Origin of the sequence: Cellulomonas pasadenensis (assembly GCF_047229365.1) — a bacterium.
Classification (GTDB): Bacteria; Actinomycetota; Actinomycetes; order Actinomycetales; family Cellulomonadaceae; genus Cellulomonas.
Genome location: NZ_JBFTEP010000025.1, coordinates 1 through 18,023 on the forward strand (window position 1 = coordinate 1; position 18,023 = coordinate 18,023).

Here is an 18,023-nt window from a genome sequence, read left to right on the forward strand (position 1 = left end):
CCGGTCCGGCCGCCCCGGCGGCGGTCCCGGCGGCCGCCTCGGCGAGCTGCGGCCAGCTGTTCGACGACTTCGCGTACACCTCGTCGAGCGACCCGTCCCTGCGCGCCCGGGGCTGGTCCGTGCGCACCGGCGGCGGCGGCCCCGGCGTCAGCGGGAACACGTGGTCGGCCGCCCAGGTCGACTTCCCCGGCACGGGCGCCGCGAGGACGATGCGCCTGCGCGCCTCGACGGACGGCACGCCCGCCGGCACCGTCAACGCCGAGGTCAGCCAGGGGCGTCGCTTCCTCGAGGGCACCTACGCCGCGCGGGTGCGCTTCACCGACGCCCCGGTGACGGGCGACGACGGCGACCGCGTGAACCAGACGTTCTTCACCATCACGCCGCTGGCCCGCCCGAACGACCCCGACTACGGGGAGATGGACTTCGAGTACCTGCCGAACGGCGGCTGGGGCGAGTCCGGGCCCACGCTGTTCCTCACGACCTACGAGACCTACCAGCCGGACCCGTGGGTGGCCGACAACCTCAGCACCCCGGTGCGCGGGAGCCTCGCCGGGTGGCGCGACCTCGTCATGCAGGTGTCCGGCGGCACGGTCCGGTACTACGTCGACGGCCGCCGGGTCGCCGAGCACGGGGGGCACGTCTACCCCGAGACGCCGCTGCTGCTCGACTTCAACATCTGGTTCCTCGACCTCGACGCGCACACGGGCGGCGTGAGCCGCTACGAGCAGGAGGTCGACTACGTCTACTACACCGACCGCGAGGTGCTCACGCCCGCGGCCGTGTCGTCGCGCGTCGCGGCGTACCGCTCGTCCGGCGTCACGCACCGCGACGACGTCCGGACCGGCCCGTGCACGCCGTCGCCCGTGCCGGGCCCCGGGACGAGCCCCACGCCGACCCCGACCACCCCACCCACCGCGGGAGCCACGGGGGCGGTGCGCTCCGGCATCGCCGGCAAGTGCCTCGACGTCTCGGGCAGCAGCTCCGCCAACGGCACCCGCGTGCAGCTGTGGGACTGCAACGGCACGGCGGCCCAGCGCTGGACCGCGTGGTCCGACGGCACGCTCCGCGCGTTCGGCAAGTGCCTCGACGCGCGCGACCACGGCACCGCCGACGGCACCCGGCTGCACCTGTGGGACTGCGGCCCCGGTCAGGCCAACCAGCGGTTCGTCGAGCACGACGGCGGCTACCGCAACCCGGTGTCGGGCCGGTGCGTCGACGACCCGGGGGCGTCCACGGCCAACGGCACGCAGCTGCAGCTGTGGACGTGCAACGGCACGCCCGCGCAGAAGTGGTCGCGCCCGGGAGCCGCGCGGCGCTGAGCGACGACCGGCGCACGGTGTCCGCCGGCGCGTGACCGTGCGGTCGCGCGCCGGCGGGGCCGGCGGACCGGTACGACCGCACCGGCTCGAGGGCGTCGGACGGGCGACGGTCGAGCTGCGCTGGTCGAGCACGTCGCAGGCGTCCGAGGTCGTGCCGACGAGTCGGCTGCGACCGAGGTGGGACGCGGGCCGCGACCGGGGGACAGGCGCCGGGCGTCTCGGTAGCGTCGGGGTATGGCGCACCAGGACGCAGGACGCACCCCCTTCGGCTGGGTGGCGGTGCTGTTCTCGCTGCTCGTCCTGGCGGCGGGGCTGGCCGTCAGCGTCGCGACCGGCCAGTGGTGGCCGCTGCTGTGCGCGTCGGGTCTCGTGATCGTGCCCGCCGCGGCCAGCCGCCGCCCGGCCTGACCGCACCGGGTACGACGCCGACGCGCGCGCGGCGCCCCCGTCGGCCAAGGTGTCACCGTGAGCACCTCCGAGCGCGACGGCGACCTCGTCGCGAGCCGTCCACCCGCCCACCTGCCGACCGTCAGCGGCTGGACGCTGGACTCGGCCGCCGAGCTGTCCGGCCTGCGCGCCGGGATCCGCCGGGCCGTCAACAGCGCCGTGGGGCGCGCCGACGACGTGCCGCTGGACGACGTGCCGGAGCACATGTGCCTCGTCGCCACCGAGCTCGCCACCAACGGCCTCGAGCACGGGGCGCCGCCGGTGCAGGTCCGGCTGCACCGCGACGGGTCCACGTTCGTCCTCGACGTCGCCGACCGGGACCTGCGCGACGAGCCGCGGGTCGCCGGTGACCGCCCCTTCGGCCGGGGCGGGTTCGGCCTGGTCATCGCGCGGCGGCTCGCCGTCGACGTCGGCTGGTACCGGAGCGCGGAGGCGAAGCACGTGTGGGCGCAGTTCACGCTGCCGGACGAGGCGCCGCCCTCCCGACCGGGTGCGTGAGGGCGGCCGCGCCGTCAGCGTGGGTGGTCGGGCAGGGTCGCGACGTCGACGAGGCCCCGGCGGACCGCACCGACGAGTCGGCGAGGCACGGCGACGGTGCGTCCGTCGACCGTGAGCGGCACGAGGTCGACGGGCGTCGCGACCCACCGGGCGCGCCGTGAGCGGGTGCGCGAGCGGGAGGTCTTCCGCTGGGGGACGGCCATCAGCCCTGCCTCGCCTTCCACCGCGGGTTGCGCTTGTTGATGACGTACGTCCTGCCGCGGCGGCGCACGACGATCGACCCGTCCTTCTTCTTCAGCGACGCGAGCGACGCGCGCACCTTCACGACGTGGCCTCCGTCCCGCGCCCGTAGCGGCGGTGGAACTTCTCGACGCGGCCCGCGGTGTCCATGACGCGCGCGCTGCCGGTCCAGAACGGGTGGCTCGCGCTGGAGATCTCGACGTCGATGACGGGGTAGGTGCTCCCGTCCTCCCACTCGACGGTCGCCGCCGAGGTGGCGGTCGACCGCGTGAGGAACGCGAAGTGGGCGGACCTGTCGCGGAAGACGACGGGCCGGTAGGCGGGGTGGATGCCCTTCTTCACGGGCTGCTCCTCGGGGTCGGGGTGACGGCGGGTGCCGTCACCAGCTGGACTTGGTGACGCCCGGCAGCTCGCCGCGCAGCGCCGTCTGGCGGAAGCGCACGCGGGAGAGGCCGAACGTGCGCAGGTGGCCGCGCGGGCGGCCGTCGGCGAGGTCGCGGTTGCGCAGCCGCACAGGGCTGGCGTCGCGGGGTTGACGGTGCAGCGCGGCGCGCGCGGCGCGCCGCTCGTCCTCGGTGAGGTGCGGGTTCACGGAGGCGGCGCGCAGCTCGGCGCGGCGGGCGGCGTACCGGGCGACGACCTCGCGGCGCTGGGCGTCGCGCGCGATCGTGCTCTTCTTGGCCATGCTCAGCGCTCCTCGCGGAAGTCGACGTGCCGGCGCACCTTCGGGTCGTACTTGCTCAGCACGAGGCGGTCGGGGGTGTTCCGGCGGTTCTTGCGGGTCACGTAGGTGACGCCGGTGCCGGCGGTCGACCGGAGCCTGATCACCGGGCGCAGGTCGGCCCGGTTGCCGCCGGCCATCAGACCTTCTCCCCGCGGCGCAGGATCTCGGCGACGACCGCGTCGATGCCGCGCCGGTCGATCACCTTGATGCCGTCGGTCGAGACCCGCAGGCGCACGTGCCGCCCGAGGGACGGCACCCAGTAGCGCCTGCGCTGGATGTTCGGGTCGAAGCGGCGGGGTGTGCGGCGGTGCGAGTGCGAGACGGCGTTCCCGAAGGACGGCACCTTCCCCAGCACCTGGCAGTGACGGCTCATGGCGCACGACGGTAGTTAATGATTATCGTTCGCGTCAACGTCACCGACCCGCCACCCGAAGGAGGCCCCCGTGGGTCCCGTCCGCACGCCCGTCGTCGTCCTGTCCTCGATCGACCCCGTGGAGCGCGACGCCGTCGTCGCCGGACTCCTCGTCGACGCACCTCGCGTCGTCGCCGTCCGCCACGACATCCACGACGACGAGGACGGCGGCACCCTCCGCCGGGTGGTCGCCGACGCGTCGGGCGTGGTCGAGGACGAGACCGTCCCGCTCGAGCACGCCTGCCTCTCCTGCGCGGTCCGGGAGGACGCCGTCCCGACGCTCGCGCGCCTCGCGGCCGACGGCCGGTGGGACGCCGTCGTCCTCGCCCTGCCGGTGAGCGCCGAGTCGCTGCCGGTCGTGCGCGCCCTCGGCTGGGCCATGCGCGCGGGGGAGCCGCTCGCGTGCCTGCGGCTGGCCGACGTCGTCGCGACCGTCGACCTCGCCACGTTCGAGCACGACCTGCTCGGCGACGACCTGCTCGACGAGCGCGGCCTCGGCCTCACGCACGACGACCGCCGCTCGGTCGGTGAGGCGATCGCGGCCCAGGTCGCGCATGCCGACCTCGTGCTCGTCACCGGTGACGCGGCCGACCACCCGGTCGGGTCCGACCTGCTCGATCACGTGCGGGCGGCGGACGGGCGCCGGACCGACGGCCGCTACGGCGCAGGCGTGGCCGACCTCGTGGCACGCGAGCACCGCCCGGCGACGGCCGAGCGCCGCCTGGACCCGGCGCACGTGGCGCCGGTCGCCGGGGCGCCGACCGCGCACGGCGTGTGGTCGCTCGACCTGCGCACGCGGCGCCCGTTCCACCCCGAGCGGCTCCTGCACGGCGTGCACCGGCTCGGCGAGGGCCGCCTGCGCAGCCGGGGACGCTTCTGGGTGCCGAGCCGGCCCGACACGCTGTGCGTGTGGGACGGCGCCGGAGGCCAGCTCAGCATCGGCGCGGCGGGCCCGTGGCCGACGGAGCGCGCCGACACGCGCATCGTCGTCGTGGGCACGGGTGACGAGGCGCCCGCGTTGCGCGAGGCGTTCGAGGACGTGCTGCTGACGACGGCCGAGGTGCGTGCCGGCCTGACGGCGTGGCTCGGGCGGCCCGACGTGCTCGCGCCCTGGCTGGGGGAGCGAGCCGGCCGCTGACGGGACCGGCGCCGCGACCCGGCCGCATCCCCCGCGCGAGCGACACCGGGTGCGCCCTGTGCGGGGACGTGCTGCGGGTGTCCCGCTCCGTAGCGTCCTGAGTGTGCCGCAGCACCGTGCTCGGCACCGGAGGAGGGACTCGTCATGCGTCTGGTCAAGCAGCTCGGAGCCGTCGGCGCCGTCATGGTCGCGGGCGGCCTCGCCGTCGGTGCCGCTGGAGGGAGCTGGGTGCTGACCCTCGTCCTCGGTGTCGCCACCGCGGTGCTGGCACTGCTCGCGTACGGGTGGGTGGTGCGCCGGACCGAGCGCCGCCGGGCCGTCGAGGTCGCCCTGCACGGGGCCGGTGCCGCTGCCGCGCGCGGTGCGGCGCTCGGGGCCGCGATGTTCGTCGTCGTCGTCGGGGTGATCACGGTGCTCGGCGGCTACCGCGTCGAGGGGTGGGGGTCGGCGACCGCCGCGGCGGGCCTGCTGGGGCTCGCGGTCGCCGCCTCGGTCACCGAGGAGCTCGTCTTCCGCGGCGTCCTGTTCCGGGTCGTCGAGGAGCGCGCGGGCACCGTCGGCGCGCTCGTGCTGACGTCCGTGCTGTTCGGCGCCATGCACCTGCTCAACCCGCACGCGTCGGTGTGGGGCGCGGTCGCCATCGCCGTCGAGGCCGGCGGCATGCTGGGCGCGGCGTACGCGGCGACGCGCACGCTGTGGCTGCCCATCGGCCTGCACGCCGCCTGGAACTTCACGGCCAGCGGCGTCTTCGGCACGGAGGTGTCCGGCGCCGGCGTCGCGTCGGGGTTGCTGGACGGCGTGACCTCGGGCCCGGTCCTCCTGTCCGGTGGCGCGTTCGGACCGGAGGCGAGCCTGCCCGCGGTCCTGACCGGCATCGTGCTGACGGTCCTGTTCCTGCGGCTGGCGCACCGGCGCGGGCGTGTGGTGACACGTCGGGGACGCACCGCGCGGGTCGCGACGACCGCTACGGTCTGACGGTGGTCGACCTCCGGCGCGCGCGTACGGCCTGGGACGGCGCCGACGTCACGGTCCGCGACCTCCCGCTCGCGCTGGCGGTCGCGGTCGCGCCGCTCGTCCCGTCGCTGAGCGACCAGGGCACGGAGCTGGGCGACCTGGCCGACCGCCCCCACGACGCCCTCACCGTCGTGGCCGTCCTGCTCCAGGGCCTGCCGCTGGCGGTCCGCCGCCGGTGGCCCACCGGCTGCCTCGCGCTGGTGTCGCTGGGCTTCGCGGTCGACCAGCTCGGCGGGTACCACTCGGCCGCCGGCATCGCGCTGCCCGTCGCGCTGCTCAGCGCCGGGGCCCACCTGTCCCGCCGCCGGGCCGCGGTCGCGGTCACGGCGTCGGTCGGCTACGCGGGCCTCGCCGCGGCGCTCGCCCGGCTCGGGTCGACGGAGGAGCTCGCGGGCTACGTGACGTTCTACCTGGTGATGGCGGTCGCCTGGGGCGTCGGGACGTGGCTGCGGCAGACCCGTGCGGCCGAGGCGGAGCATCGCCGGCACGTCGAGGACGCCGCGCGCGCCACCGAGCGCGCCCGCCTCGCGCGGGAGCTGCACGACGTCGTGACGCACCACGTGACGGCGATGGTGGTCCAGGCGGAGGCAGCGCGGTACGTGACCGCGGACCCGGCGCGCGTGGCCGCCTCGCTCACCGCCGTCACGAGCACCGGCCGCCGGGCGATCGACGACCTGCGGAACCTGCTCGACGTGCTGGACCCGGCGCACGGGCCCGGTGACCGCATGCCGACGGTCGGTGACGTCGCGGCCCTGGTGGAGACCACCCGGCTCGGCGGCCAGCCGGTCGAGTACCTCGAGGAGGGCAGCTCTGCGACGCAGCCCGGCAGCGCGGAGGTCACCGCGTACCGGGTGGTCCAGGAGGCCCTCACCAACGCGCTCAAGCACGCACGCGGCAGCCGCACCGTCGTCCGCGTCCGCCACCAGGAGAGGTCGATCGACGTGGAGGTCACGACCGAGGGCGGCACCCCGGCCGCAGAGCCCCGCGAGGGGAGCGGCCGCGGCCTCGCCGGCCTGCGCGAGCGGGTGGCCCTGCTCGGCGGCGACCTCGACGCCGGGCGCGAGGCGGACGGCGGGTTCGTCGTGCACGCCCGCATCCCCACCGGACGGCGCCCGTGAGCGCGCCCCTGCGGGTGCTGGTCTGCGACGACCAGGAGCTCATCCGGACGGGCTTCGCGACGATCGTCGACGCCCAGCCCGACATGGAGGTCGTCGGCACGTGCGGCGACGGACGTGCGGCGGTCGGGCTGGCGCGCCGGCTGCGCCCCGACGTCGTCGTGATGGACGTGCGCATGCCGGTGCTCGACGGCATCGCGGCGACCCGGCAGCTGGCGGGGCCGGACGTGCCGGACCCCGTCAAGGTCCTCGTCGTCACCACGTTCAACCTCGACGAGTACGTGTACGAGGCGCTGCGTGCGGGCGCGAGCGGGTTCCTGCTGAAGGACGCCCCGGGCGACCAGCTGCTCGACGGCATCCGCACCGTCGCGTCCGGGGCGGCGCTGCTCGCGCCCGCGGTGACGCGGCAGCTCGTCGGGCGGTACGCGAGCCGCGTCAGCCCGCCGGCGGGCACCGGGGACGACGGCGCGCTGACGCCCCGCGAGCTCGAGGTGCTCCGCCTGGTCGCCCGGGGTCTGTCCAACGCCGAGATCGCGAGCGAGCTGGTCGTCAGCCACGAGACCGTCAAGACGCACGTGTCGCGCGTCCTCACCAAGCTCGGCCTGCGGGACCGCGTGCAGGCCGTCGTGCACGCCTACCGGACGGGCTGGTCGGCTGAGACCGGCTGAGACCTGCCGGCGCCGGCCGGGCGAGGACACCCGGCGCCGCGCGAGCGGCGCACCGAGCGGGTGCGCCCCGCACGTGCCGGGCACACGGCACCGTCCGCCGTGTCACCGCCCGCCCGTGCCGCCGGAGGGGTCGGGAATCTCGTCCGGGCGGTAACGGGGGAGCCGGCCCGCCGGGAGGACCGCCGTCGCGCTGATGCCGGCGAGCACGAGCAGGCCGAGCCGCAGGGCGCCGAGGCGGGCCTCCTCGTTGACGCCGACGGCGGCCTCGACCTGCGACTCGGTGGCGTCGGTGGTCTCCAGGACGGCGCGCAGGTCGTCGTTGCTGACGAAGTTGACGTCGTCGAGGTCGACCTGGGCGACGAGCGAGGGCGGCAGCTCGACGTGCTCGGCGACCGCGCGCCCGACGTTGACGGACAGGATCGTGACGAGGAGGGCGCCGGCGAGCGCCGTCCCCACCGCGGACGCGAGGTTCTGCGCGGTGCCGCGGATGGACCCGACGTCACCGGCACGGGACGCGGGGGCCGCGGTCACGAGCACGTTGAACACCAGCGTGACCAGGGCGCCCTGCCCGACGCCGAACACGAACAGCCCCAGGATGGTCGGGAGCGTCTCCCAGTTGTTCGTCACGACGAACGAGAGCCACACCAGGGCCACCGTCGTCAGCGCGAAGCCGGCGACGCCGATGGTCCGCGGCGGGTAGCGCCGGTACAGGCGCACGACGAGCGTCGCGGTGACGAAGACGGTGAGGTTGAACGGCATCATCGCCAGCGCCGTGTCGAAGGGGGTGCGCCCCTGGACGATCTGGATGTACAGCGGCACACTGAAGTTCAGCGCCGCCTCGAGGGCGACGATGACGAACATCGCGTACACCGCTGCTCGCTCGCTCGGTCGCGCCAGGACGCCGAGGTCGACCAGCGGCACCTTGCCGGCGGCCGTGCGTCGCCGCGTCCACGCGAAGAACGCCTGCCCCAGGACCAGGCCGGCCAGCACGAGCAGCGGCGCCGGGGAGAGCCCGCCCACGTCGAACGGTGCGGCGGGCGACGCGTGGAACAGGCCCCAGGCGTTGAGGTTGTTGAAGCCGAGGGTCAGCAGCACCACCGCGCCGCCGATCACGGCGGCCGCGACGACGTCGACCTGCACGCCCGGGTCACCGCGGTCGGCCCGCAGCGTGACGCTGAACGCGAGCACCGCGAGCGCGAGGACGAGCACGATCCCGAACACGGGTCGCCACCCCACGAGCGTGCCGAGCGTGCCCCCGAGGAAGAACGCGCTGACGCCGGAGATCGCGCGGGCCGACCCGAGGGACCCGACCGCCGTCGCCTGCTGCGTGCCCTGGTAGTTCTCCGCGATGAGGGCGACGAGCGACGGGACGATCACGGCCGCCGAGGCGCCGGCCACGGCCTGACCGGCGATCGCCCAGCCGACGCTCGGCGAGACGATCATGAGGACCGCCGAGCCGGCGAACGTCGCCACCACGATGCGGAAGACCGTGACCCAGCCCACCCGCTGCCCGAGCTTCGCGCCCGTCATCACGAGCGCGGCGACCACGAGCCCGTAGACGACGATGGTCGAGCTCACGACGGTGGGCGGGACCCCGAAGTCCTCGACCATGCCGCCCAGCGACACCGGGAGGGCGGCGACGTTGAACGACATCAGCACCTGGGCCAGGAACAGGCTCACGAGGGGGAGCCAGGACCGGCGCCCCTCCGTCGCGGCCTCGGCGGGCGGACGCGTGTCGCCGCGCGTGGTCATGCGCGCCGGCCCGACGCGTCGGCCCCGCGCTGCACGGACGGCTGGGCGGACGAGGCGAAGACGTTGAGCCCGAGCGCACGCGAGAGGTACGCCGTCGCGAGCCGGCCCCGGACGCTGTTCCCCGCGGGGTCCACGCGGGGTGAGAACGTGCCGATCGCCCCCTTGCCCGGCGCGATCGCGACGATCCCGCCGGACACGCCGGACTTGGCCGGCAGCCCGATCTCGAACAGCCACTCCCCGGAGCGTTCGTACATCCCGGTGGCGGCGAGGACCGCGAGCGTGTCCCGGCAGACCTGCCCCGACACGACGCGTTCGCCGGTGACCGGGTTGACCCCGCCGTCGGCGAGCGTCGCGCCCATCACGGCGAGGTCGCGTGCGCTGACCCGCAGCGCGCACTGGCGCGTGTACACGTCGACGACCTCCAGCGGGTCCAGGTCGATGCGCCCGTAGCTCTGCAGCAGGCGGGCGATCGCCTTGTTGCGCGTGTTGGTGGCGGACTCCGACCGGTACACCACGCCGTCGAGCTCCAGCCGGCGCCCGGCGAACCGGGACAGCCCGGTGCGGACGTGCTCCCACCTCTCGGCGGACGACGCACCCGGCACGAGCGCCGTCGTGGCCAGCGCGCCCGCGTTGACCATGGGGTTCATCGGGTGCCCGTCGTTGAGCTCGACCGCGATCACGGAGTTGAAGGACAGGCCCGTGTTGTTCACGCCGACCCGGTCGCGCACCATCTCGTGCCCGTGCTCCTCGCACACCAGCGCGTACACGAACGCCTTCGAGATCGACTGCACCGAGAACTCGACCGCGGCGTCCCCGACCGCGTGCACGGGACCGCCGCGAGCCTCCGCGACGCACACACCGAACAAGGACGGGTCCGCCTCGGCGAGCACCGGGATGTAGTCCGCGACGACGCCCTCGTCGTGCCCGCGTGCGCGTGCGTGCGCCTCCTGGGCGAGCCGTTCGACCTGGTCCCAGACGGGCAGGGACCCGGTCGAGACCTCCTGCTCGACCTCGTCGGTCACCGTCGCCACGTCGACCCCCATGCGCAGGGAAGAGACCCGATGCCTGCGATGCTGCCACGGTCGCGCCGCGTCGGACAGGGGGCGGGCGTCGACCGCCGGGCGACGGCTCAGATGCGTCCGCGCACCGGCGTCCGCGCGGCGGGGTCCGCGTCCTCCGGCATCTCCATCTCCGCCCGCACGCCGAGCAGCCGGACCTCGCGGTCCTCGACGCGGTCGGCGAGCGCGGCCATGGCGTCCAGGAGTGCGGCGCGGTCGCGCGTGGGGGCGGGCAGCCGGCGGCTCCAGCCGGTCGTCACGAACGGCGCGTAACGGACCTTGAGCGCGACGCGGACCGCCGGGCGGCCGTCGTCCTCGACGTCGCGGACCACGTGGTCGGCGAGCTCACGGACGGCCGCGCGCACCTGGTCGGGCGTCGTCAGGTTCTGCTGGAACGTCGTCTCGCGGCCGTACCCGCGCGGGACCCACGGCCGGTCGTCGACGGTCGTGGGACCGAGGCCGTGCCCGAGCTCGTGGTACCAGACGCCCATGCGGGGCCCGAACTCCGCGACGAGGACGTCGACGGGCGCGGCGGCCAGCTCGGCGACGGTGGTGACGCCGAGCGCCGAGAGCCTGCGGGAGACCTTCGTGCCCACGCCCCACAGGTCGATCGTCGGCCGGTCGCCCATGACGACGGACCAGTTGTCCTCGGTGAGCCGGAAGACGCCGGCCGGCTTGCCGTGCTCGGTCGCGATCTTCGCGCGGACCTTGGTGTCCCCGATGCCGACGGAGCAGTGCAGCGCGGTCGCCCGCAGCACCACGTCCTGCGCCGCCCGGGCCAGCGCCTCGGGGTCGTCGGTGCGGGCACCGAGGAACGCCTCGTCCCAGCCGAGCACCTCGACGACGGCGTCCAGCGAGCGCAGCGCCGTCATGACGCGGTCCGACACGGCCTCGTACTCGGCGGCGTCGACCGGCAGGAAGACGGCGTCGTCGGGGAGCCTGCGCGCCGCGACGCGCAGCGGCATGCCGGACCGCACGCCGAACGCCCGCGCCTCGTACGACGCCGTCGACACGACCCCGCGCTCGGTCGGGTCGCCGTGCCCGCCGACGACGACGGGCCGCCCCGCGAGCTCCGGACGGCGCAGCACCTCGACGGCCGCGACGAACTGGTCGAGGTCGACGTGCAGCACCCACGCCCTGGGAGCGTCCATGCGACGAGTGTGGCGGTCGGCGCCGGGACCGTCACGCGGTGCGTGCCGGTGCCCGTCGGCGGCCCCGGCTACGGTGCTGCGATGACCGACCCGCGCGCCACGCCCTCGCACGCCACGTCCCCGCACGACACGTCGGCGCCCACCGCCCGCCAGGTCGCGGACCGGTGGGTCGAGACCCTCGCCGACCTCGACCCGACCGTCGGCACCGCGCTGGGCACGCGGCCGGACGACCGGCGGATGCCCGACCTGTCGCCGGAGGGCGCGGAGGCGCAGGCCGCGGCGGCCCGCCGGGTCCTGACGGAGCTCGACGGCGCGCGGGTCCTCGACGACGACGACCGCCGCTGCGCGACGCTCCTGCGCGAGCGCCTCACGGCCGAGCTCGCCGTGCACGAGGCGGGGGAGCACCTGGCGGCGCTGCGCCCCATCGCGTCGCCGGTGCAGCGCCTGCAGCAGCTGTTCCTCATGATGCCGACGGCCACCGCGCACGACTGGGACGTCGTCGCCGACCGCATGGCGCAGGTGCCCGCGGCGGCGGCGGGGTTCCGCGCGTCGCTCGAGGAGGGCCTGCGCCGGGGCGTGCGCAGCGCGCCCCGGCAGGCGGAGGCCGTCGTCGCGCAGCTCGGCGACTGGCTCGCCGCGGCGGACGGGCGCGGCTGGTACGCCCTGTTCGCCGCGGGCGCGCAGTCGGCGGGCGTCACCGACGCGCTCCGGGACAGGATCGACGCGTCCGCGGGAGCCGCCGCCGAGGGCGTCGCCGCGCTGCGCACGTGGCTCGCCGACGCGTACCTGCCCGCCGTCGCCGGCGTCCCCGACGCCGTCGGCCGCGACCGCTACCGGCTCGCCGCCCGCCTGCACACCGGCGCCGACCTCGACCTCGACGAGGCGTACGCGTGGGGGTGGCAGGAGCTCGCCCGCATCGAGGCCGACATGGCGGCCGAGGCGGGGCGCGTCCTGCCCGGCGCGTCCGCGCAGGAGGCGCTCGCGCACCTCGACGTGCACGGCGAGGCGGTCGAGGGCGTCGACGAGGTGCGCGCGTGGCTGCAGCGGATGATGGACACGGCCGTCGCCGAGCTCGACGGCACGGTCGTCGACGTGGCGGACCCCGTCAAGCGCGTGGAGGCGATGATCGCGCCACCCGGAGCCGCCGCGGCGCCGTACTACACGCGTCCGTCCCTCGACTTCTCGCGTCCCGGCCGCACGTGGTTGCCGACGCTCGGCCGCGACCGTTTCCCCACCTGGGACCTCATCAGCACGTGGTACCACGAGGGTGTCCCGGGTCACCACCTGCAGCTCGGGCAGTGGGCGGTGCGGGCGGGCGAGCTGTCGGTGTTCCAGACGTCCGTCGGGTCGATCCCGGCCACCACCGAGGGCTGGGCCCTGTACGCCGAGCGGCTCATGGACGAGCTCGGGTACCTGCGGACCCCCGGCGCCCGCCTCGGCTACCTCGACGGCCAGCGGATGCGCGCGGTGCGCGTCGTCATCGACATCGGCATGCACCTGGGGCTGCGCATCCCCGACGACCACCCGTTCCACCCGGGCGAGCGCTGGACCGGGGAGCTGGGGGAGGAGTTCCTCGCGCAGCGCAGCGGCTCGCCGGCGGCGTTCGTGCACAGCGAGGTCGAGCGGTACCTGGGGTGGCCCGGGCAGGCGATCAGCTACAAGCTCGGCGAGCGTGCGTGGCTCGCCGGCCGTGAGCGCGCGCGGGCTCGCCGGGCGTCGGCGGGTCAGGCCTTCGACCTGCGCGCCTGGCACACCGCCGCGCTCGGCCTCGGGTCCCTGGGGCTCGACGACCTGGAGCGCGAGCTGGGGGCGCTCTGACGCACCCGGGCAGCGGCGGGCTACCGGCTGTGGTCGGCCGGATCGGTCCGGTCCGACGCCAGCAGCCGCAGCCGGCGCAGGTCCTGCGGGTGCAGCCGAGGCTCGTCCGCCAGGGCCTCGAGCAGCAGCTCCATCTGCCGCCGCAGGGCCGGTGCGCGCTCCGGCACCCCGGCCGCCTCGACGTGGTCCACGAGCATCCGGAGCACGCGCAGCATGGCGGCCGCGACGTGGGGCTGGTCCGTGCAGCTCTGCCGCAGCTGGTCGAACGCGTGCGTCACGTACTCGTCGTGGTCGAGGTTCCACGGCTGCACGAGCACCCGGCCGGTCGCGTCCTCGAGCGCCTCCGGTGCGAGCGGCACGGTGAGGACGCGGCGCAGCAGGGTGCCGAGGCGCAGCAGCACGTCCACGGCGGTGGTGGGGTCGTTCACGGCCGCGCTCAGCGCGCGCAGGCCGATGTCCACCAGCTGGCGCAGGGCGAAGTCGACGTCCTGCAGCATGGTGCGCGCGTCCGTGACGTCGACGGCGCCCGCGAGGGCGTCCCGGGCGTCGTCGGAGGGTGCCGGCCAGACGGTGACCAGGGGCTCGCCCGCGTGGATGTACGCACCCACGCGCGTCTCGACGCGGACGGTCGTGCCGGGCGGCACGGCGGCGAGCAGACGGCCGGTGTCGACCTGGCTCACCCAGCCGCTGTCCCGGCACGCCAGCACGGCGGCGTCGGGCGGCGCGAGGTGGTCCTCCGGATCGGCGGCGCGCAGGCCGGGCGGCACCCGACCGAGGCGGTCGACCACGGCCTCGCCCTCGTCGCCGATCACCCGGACCACGTTGCCGACCTGCAGGCCGTGGGCGAGGTGGTCGAGGTGGGCGATGATCCCGACGACCGTGACGAGCGTCAGGACCACCGCCAGCGTGAGGGACACCCGAGGTGCGGGATCGGTGGCCTCGCCGCTGAGGTTGGGCAGCACCAGCACGCAGTAGAAGAACGTCCCGACGAGCAGGCCGATGACGGCCTGGCTGAGGCGGTCACGCACGAACGAGCGCATGACGCGGGGCGAGAACTGGCTGCTGGCGAGCTGCAGGCTGACCACGGTGAGCGAGAAGACGACGCCGACGGTCGTGATCATCGCGCCCGCGACGGTCGAGAGGAGCCACGTCGCCGCGTTCGTGCTCATGGCGAGGGTCACGGGGACGCGCGCGTCGTGCCCCAGCGCGTCGTCCAGGGCGCTCGCGCCGACGGCCAGCGCGATGCCGCCGACCATGACGAGCGCCGGAAGCACGAACAGGCTCTCCTGCACCCGGTAGCGCACCGCCGCGATGCGCAGGCCGTGGCTGAGGCGTGGCCTGCGCCCCGGCTTCCGCCGGTCGTCCGCGCCCGCAGCGTCGACCACCGACCGCCTCCCGTCCTCGTCGCGCACCCGCGGCCGCGACCGGCCGGGACGGCGTGCGTGCCCGCAGCGTCGCCCGGATCGCGACCGGGCGCATCCGGAGGTCGCGTGCGCGCCGGGCGTGCGCCGGGCGCCGGGTGGCCTCCGGTAGATTTCGTGCGCCCGCGCCACGACGGCCGCCGCCCGAGGCGCGCCGCGCGGCCGAGGCACCGGTGCGAGGGGAGCGGTCGTGGCCACGATGGCGGACGTCGCGCGGCGTGCGGGCGTCTCGGTGAAGACCGTCTCGAACGTGCTCAGCGGGTACCCGTACATCCGTCCGACGACGCGCGAGCGGGTGCTCGCCGCCGTCGACGAGCTCGGGTACGAGATCAACGTGACCGCACGCATCTTCCGCTCGGGGCGCAGCGGCGTCATCGGGCTGGCGGTGCCGGAGCTCGGGCAGCCGTACTTCGGCGAGCTCGCCGACGAGATCCTCGCCGCGGCACGACGCCACGGTCTGCACGTGCTGATCGAACCCACGGGGTTCACGCGCGAGGGTGAGCTGGCGGCGCTCCGCGAGCCCCGGCGCGGGCTGATGGACGGGCTCATCTTCAGCCCCGCCGCGCTCGACCAGGGCGACGCGCACCTGCTCGACGACCTCGACTACCCGCTCGTGCTGCTCGGTGAGCAGATCTTCTCCCCGAGCGTCGACCACGTCACGATGCGCAACATCGACGGTGCCCGTGCGGCGACGGAGCTGCTGCTGGACGCCGGCCGGCGCCGGATCGCGGTCGTCGGCATGCTGCACGCCGAGACCGCCGGGTCCGCGTCGCTGCGGTACCAGGGCTACCGGCAGGCGATCGAGGCCCGCGGCATCGAGGTCGACACGCGCCTGCTCGGCTGGGCCGACGACGGCTGGCACCGCGCGAACGGCGCCCGCGCCATGGCGGCGGTGCTCGACTCCGCCGCGGACGTGGACGGCGTGGTCGCGTTCAACGACGCGCTCGCGATCGGGGCGATGTTCGAGCTCCAGGTCCGGGGCCGCTCGATCCCGGGTGACGTCGCGGTGGTGGGCTTCGACGACATCGAGGACGCCCGGTACTCGGTGCCCGCGCTCACCACGGTCGACCCCGGGCGGCGCGAGATCGCCGAGGTCGCGGTCGAGATCATCCGTCGCCGCGTCGGCGACGGTCGCGGTGCGCCGGAGGGCGACGGGCAGCGCGAGGCGCCCGTCCTGTACCTCGCGGGCATGCGGGTCGTCGAGCGGGAGAGCACGCCGCCGCGCACCGGCTCGCGCTGACGTACCGCCCGCGCCCCGGCGCCCGCCCGACCAGCGGCGACCAAAGGACGCGCGCGGGCCCTGGCGCAGCGCGCCCCGTGGTCGCCGCGGACCGCGATGTGCGCGTGGTCCCACCGAAACTTCCGGCGTCGCCGCACGGGAACTCATGGCAACGAGTCCCACTCCTGGGCGAGGCTACGTACACAACCACGTTCTCCACCGGTGAACGTCACCCTCCAGTGTGGTGAATCGCTTAGGCACAGTCTCCGAAACTATCTGTCAGCCGAACGCCGTTGACCGGGCCGCGGTGGAGGGCGAAAGGTGATGCGCCGGCGCCGTCCGGTGCCGTCCACCACCAAGGAGGGTTCAATGACGACCCCACGTCGCAGGCACCGCCGCGGCCGTCTCGCCGCCACCTTCGGCGGCCTCGCCGCCGCCACGCTGGCCGTGACGCTCGCCGTCCCGGCCGCCGCGGCCGGCAGCACCCTGCAGGCCGCCGCCGCGGAGAGCGGGCGCTACTTCGGCACCGCGATCGCCGCGAGCCGGCTGAACGACGGGACCTACACGGGCATCGCGAACCGCGAGTTCAACATGATCACCGCCGAGAACGAGATGAAGATGGACGCGATGCAACCGAACCGCGGCCAGTTCAACTGGTCCAGCGGCGACCGCATCGTCAACTGGGCCCGGCAGAACGGCAAGCAGGTCCGCGGCCACGCGCTCGCGTGGCACTCGCAGCAGCCGGGCTGGATGCAGAACATGTCCGGCAGCGCCCTGCGCACGGCGATGCTCGACCACGTCACACAGGTCGCGACGTACTACCGCGGCAAGATCCACAGCTGGGACGTCGTCAACGAGGCCTTCGCCGACGGCTCGTCCGGCGCCCGCCGCGACTCGAACCTGCAGCGCACCGGCAACGACTGGATCGAGGCCGCGTTCCGCGCCGCCCGCGCCGCCGACCCGGGCGCCAAGCTCTGCTACAACGACTACAACACCGACAACTGGTCGCACGCCAAGACCCAGGCCGTGTACAACATGGTCCGCGACTTCAAGGCCCGCGGCGTGCCGATCGACTGCGTCGGCTTCCAGGCGCACTTCAACTCCGGCAACCCGGTGCCGTCGAACTACGACGTGACGCTGCGCAACTTCGCCGCCCTGGGCGTCGACGTGCAGATCACCGAGCTCGACATCGAGGGCTCGGGCAGCTCGCAGGCGCAGCAGTTCCAGGGCGTCGTGCAGGCGTGCCTCTCCGTCGCCCGCTGCACGGGCATCACGGTGTGGGGCGTGCGGGACAGCGACTCGTGGCGGGCGTCGGGCACGCCGCTGCTCTTCGACGGCTCCGGCAACAAGAAGGCCGCGTACACGAGCGTGCTCAACCAGCTCAACCAGGGTGGCGTCCCCGCGACGCCGGGTGGCGGCACCAACCCGAACCCGAACCCGACGACGCCCGCCCCGACGGACCCGGGCCCGACCACCCCCGCGCCGACGACGCCCACGGGCGGGACGTGCACGGCGACGTACTCCGAGGGGCAGAAGTGGGGCGACCGGTTCAACGGCACCGTCACGATCCGGGCCAACGGCAACATCAGCGGCTGGACGTCGACGGTCACGGTGCGCTCGCCGCAGCGGATCATCGCGACGTGGAGCGGGTCGCCCACGTGGGACGCGTCGGGCAACGTGATGACGATGCGGCCGAGCGGCAGCGGTGCGCTGTCGGCCGGCCAGACGGCGACGTTCGGCTTCACGGTCATGCACGGGGGCACCTGGACGTGGCCGTCGGTCAGCTGCTCGGCCTCCTGACCCGCTGACACGGTCCGCCTCGGACCGTCCGGGCGTCCACGACGGGCGCGGCACCTGCGGGTGCCGCGCCCGTCGTCGCGCCGCCACGGCGACGGCGTCGGGCGCCGCTTGCCACAATGGCGCTGCGACGGGCGACGACCCGCCGTGGCGGGATGCCTGTTAGCGTTCACAGCACGGGGGACGCGCTGCCCGCGCCGATCCGTCCGGACGGGAAGAGTCGAAGGTGACA

Annotated in this window: 20 protein-coding genes; 10 read left to right on the top strand and 10 right to left on the bottom strand. The window is 75.1% G+C overall.

Features of this window, described 5'->3' with window-relative positions:
• The 3 genes from AB6N23_RS05595 to AB6N23_RS05605 all read left to right on the top strand — a co-directional run.
• On the top strand, nt 1-1,319 hold a 1,319-nt coding region (locus AB6N23_RS05595; protein WP_412865109.1), incomplete at its 5' end, for a ricin-type beta-trefoil lectin domain protein.
• Between the two features lie 234 nt (nt 1,320-1,553).
• Nucleotides 1,554-1,727, top strand: a complete 174-nt coding sequence (locus tag AB6N23_RS05600; protein ID WP_412865110.1) for a hypothetical protein — start codon at nt 1,554-1,556, stop codon at nt 1,725-1,727.
• 57 nt (nt 1,728-1,784) lie between these two features.
• Entirely contained in the window at nt 1,785-2,264 is a 480-nt protein-coding gene (locus AB6N23_RS05605) for an ATP-binding protein (protein ID WP_412865111.1), read from the top strand.
• A 14-nt stretch (nt 2,265-2,278) separates the two neighbouring features.
• On the opposite strand, the gene rpmF is transcribed toward AB6N23_RS05605, so the two are convergent.
• From rpmF to rpmB, 6 genes are read right to left on the bottom strand one after another with little or no spacing between them, the layout of a single operon-like run.
• Nucleotides 2,279-2,467, bottom strand: a complete 189-nt coding sequence (gene rpmF / locus AB6N23_RS05610; RefSeq protein WP_412865112.1) for a 50S ribosomal protein L32 — start codon at nt 2,465-2,467, stop codon at nt 2,279-2,281.
• Nucleotides 2,467-2,589, bottom strand: coding sequence for a type B 50S ribosomal protein L36 (ykgO, locus tag AB6N23_RS05615; protein WP_183296409.1), 123 nt, complete (start codon nt 2,587-2,589; stop codon nt 2,467-2,469). Before ykgO ends, rpmF begins: the two co-directional genes overlap by 1 nt.
• Complete coding sequence (locus AB6N23_RS05620; protein ID WP_412865113.1) at nt 2,586-2,846, bottom strand: type B 50S ribosomal protein L31; 261 nt, start codon at nt 2,844-2,846, stop codon at nt 2,586-2,588. The genes ykgO and AB6N23_RS05620 overlap by 4 nt, the downstream gene beginning before the upstream one ends.
• 37 nt (nt 2,847-2,883) lie before the next feature.
• Nucleotides 2,884-3,189, bottom strand: coding sequence for a 30S ribosomal protein S14 (gene rpsN / locus AB6N23_RS05625; protein ID WP_412865114.1), 306 nt, complete (start codon nt 3,187-3,189; stop codon nt 2,884-2,886).
• A gap of 2 nt (nt 3,190-3,191) precedes the next feature.
• Nucleotides 3,192-3,365: a 50S ribosomal protein L33 gene (rpmG, locus tag AB6N23_RS05630; RefSeq protein WP_412865115.1), complete on the bottom strand. Its 174-nt coding sequence runs from the start codon at nt 3,363-3,365 to the stop codon at nt 3,192-3,194.
• Entirely contained in the window at nt 3,365-3,601 is a 237-nt protein-coding gene (gene rpmB, locus AB6N23_RS05635) for a 50S ribosomal protein L28 (RefSeq protein WP_412865116.1), read from the bottom strand. The genes rpmG and rpmB overlap by 1 nt, the downstream gene beginning before the upstream one ends.
• Before the next feature lie 70 nt (nt 3,602-3,671).
• Here rpmB and AB6N23_RS05640 point away from each other — a divergent pair, with 70 nt between their 5' ends.
• The 4 genes from AB6N23_RS05640 (at nt 3,672) to AB6N23_RS05655 (ending at nt 7,575) form a co-directional block, all read left to right on the top strand.
• The gene (locus tag AB6N23_RS05640) at nt 3,672-4,778 is read left to right on the top strand and encodes a CobW family GTP-binding protein (RefSeq protein WP_412865117.1); all 1,107 of its coding nucleotides are present in this window, start codon (nt 3,672-3,674) and stop codon (nt 4,776-4,778) included.
• A gap of 144 nt (nt 4,779-4,922) precedes the next feature.
• A complete protein-coding gene (locus tag AB6N23_RS05645) occupies nt 4,923-5,753 on the top strand; it encodes a CPBP family intramembrane glutamic endopeptidase (RefSeq protein WP_412865118.1) in 831 nt (276 codons plus the stop codon).
• 2 nt (nt 5,754-5,755) lie between these two features.
• The gene (locus AB6N23_RS05650; protein ID WP_412865119.1) at nt 5,756-6,910 is read left to right on the top strand and encodes a sensor histidine kinase; all 1,155 of its coding nucleotides are present in this window, start codon (nt 5,756-5,758) and stop codon (nt 6,908-6,910) included.
• Entirely contained in the window at nt 6,907-7,575 is a 669-nt protein-coding gene (locus AB6N23_RS05655; RefSeq protein WP_412865120.1) for a response regulator, read from the top strand. Before AB6N23_RS05650 ends, AB6N23_RS05655 begins: the two co-directional genes overlap by 4 nt.
• Before the next feature lie 102 nt (nt 7,576-7,677).
• Here AB6N23_RS05655 and AB6N23_RS05660 read toward each other — a convergent pair whose 3' ends face one another.
• The 3 genes from AB6N23_RS05660 to AB6N23_RS05670 form a co-directional block, all read right to left on the bottom strand.
• The gene (locus tag AB6N23_RS05660; protein ID WP_412865121.1) at nt 7,678-9,327 is read right to left on the bottom strand and encodes an MFS transporter; all 1,650 of its coding nucleotides are present in this window, start codon (nt 9,325-9,327) and stop codon (nt 7,678-7,680) included.
• Nucleotides 9,324-10,349, bottom strand: coding sequence for a glutaminase A (glsA, locus tag AB6N23_RS05665; protein WP_412865140.1), 1,026 nt, complete (start codon nt 10,347-10,349; stop codon nt 9,324-9,326). Before glsA ends, AB6N23_RS05660 begins: the two co-directional genes overlap by 4 nt.
• A gap of 107 nt (nt 10,350-10,456) precedes the next feature.
• Nucleotides 10,457-11,536, bottom strand: coding sequence for a DNA polymerase IV (locus tag AB6N23_RS05670; RefSeq protein WP_412865122.1), 1,080 nt, complete (start codon nt 11,534-11,536; stop codon nt 10,457-10,459).
• A gap of 81 nt (nt 11,537-11,617) precedes the next feature.
• Here AB6N23_RS05670 and AB6N23_RS05675 point away from each other — a divergent pair, with 81 nt between their 5' ends.
• The gene (locus tag AB6N23_RS05675) at nt 11,618-13,354 is read left to right on the top strand and encodes a DUF885 domain-containing protein (protein WP_412865123.1); all 1,737 of its coding nucleotides are present in this window, start codon (nt 11,618-11,620) and stop codon (nt 13,352-13,354) included.
• 20 nt (nt 13,355-13,374) lie between these two features.
• Here AB6N23_RS05675 and AB6N23_RS05680 read toward each other — a convergent pair whose 3' ends face one another.
• Nucleotides 13,375-14,739, bottom strand: a complete 1,365-nt coding sequence (locus tag AB6N23_RS05680) for a DUF2254 domain-containing protein (protein ID WP_412865124.1) — start codon at nt 14,737-14,739, stop codon at nt 13,375-13,377.
• 235 nt (nt 14,740-14,974) lie between these two features.
• On the opposite strand from AB6N23_RS05680, the gene AB6N23_RS05685 reads away from it, so the two are divergent.
• Both AB6N23_RS05685 and AB6N23_RS05690 read left to right on the top strand, forming a co-directional pair.
• Nucleotides 14,975-16,015, top strand: a complete 1,041-nt coding sequence (locus AB6N23_RS05685) for a LacI family DNA-binding transcriptional regulator (protein ID WP_412865141.1) — start codon at nt 14,975-14,977, stop codon at nt 16,013-16,015.
• Nucleotides 16,016-16,363: 348 nt separating this feature from the next.
• Nucleotides 16,364-17,794 carry a glycoside hydrolase family 10 protein gene (locus tag AB6N23_RS05690; RefSeq protein ID WP_412865125.1) on the top strand — a complete coding sequence of 477 codons (1,431 nt, stop codon included), beginning with the start codon at nt 16,364-16,366 and terminating at the stop codon, nt 17,792-17,794.
• Nucleotides 17,795-18,023: the final 229 nt, after the last annotated feature.

Excerpts from the sequence above, each read along its gene's own strand:
- AB6N23_RS05600 (WP_412865110.1), top strand. The coding sequence starts at position 1,554 with ATGGCGCACCAGGACGCAGGACGCACCCCCTTCGGCTGGGTGGCGGTG.
- rpmF (WP_412865112.1), bottom strand. The coding sequence starts at position 2,467 with ATGGCCGTCCCCCAGCGGAAGACCTCCCGCTCGCGCACCCGCTCACGG.
- rpsN (WP_412865114.1), bottom strand. The coding sequence starts at position 3,189 with ATGGCCAAGAAGAGCACGATCGCGCGCGACGCCCAGCGCCGCGAGGTC.
- rpmG (WP_412865115.1), bottom strand. The coding sequence starts at position 3,365 with ATGGCCGGCGGCAACCGGGCCGACCTGCGCCCGGTGATCAGGCTCCGG.
- rpmB (WP_412865116.1), bottom strand. The coding sequence starts at position 3,601 with ATGAGCCGTCACTGCCAGGTGCTGGGGAAGGTGCCGTCCTTCGGGAAC.
- AB6N23_RS05645 (WP_412865118.1), top strand. The coding sequence starts at position 4,923 with ATGCGTCTGGTCAAGCAGCTCGGAGCCGTCGGCGCCGTCATGGTCGCG.
- AB6N23_RS05660 (WP_412865121.1), bottom strand. The coding sequence starts at position 9,327 with ATGACCACGCGCGGCGACACGCGTCCGCCCGCCGAGGCCGCGACGGAG.
- AB6N23_RS05670 (WP_412865122.1), bottom strand. The coding sequence starts at position 11,536 with ATGGACGCTCCCAGGGCGTGGGTGCTGCACGTCGACCTCGACCAGTTC.
- AB6N23_RS05675 (WP_412865123.1), top strand. The coding sequence starts at position 11,618 with ATGACCGACCCGCGCGCCACGCCCTCGCACGCCACGTCCCCGCACGAC.
- AB6N23_RS05685 (WP_412865141.1), top strand. The coding sequence starts at position 14,975 with ATGGCGGACGTCGCGCGGCGTGCGGGCGTCTCGGTGAAGACCGTCTCG.
- AB6N23_RS05690 (WP_412865125.1), top strand. The coding sequence starts at position 16,364 with ATGACGACCCCACGTCGCAGGCACCGCCGCGGCCGTCTCGCCGCCACC.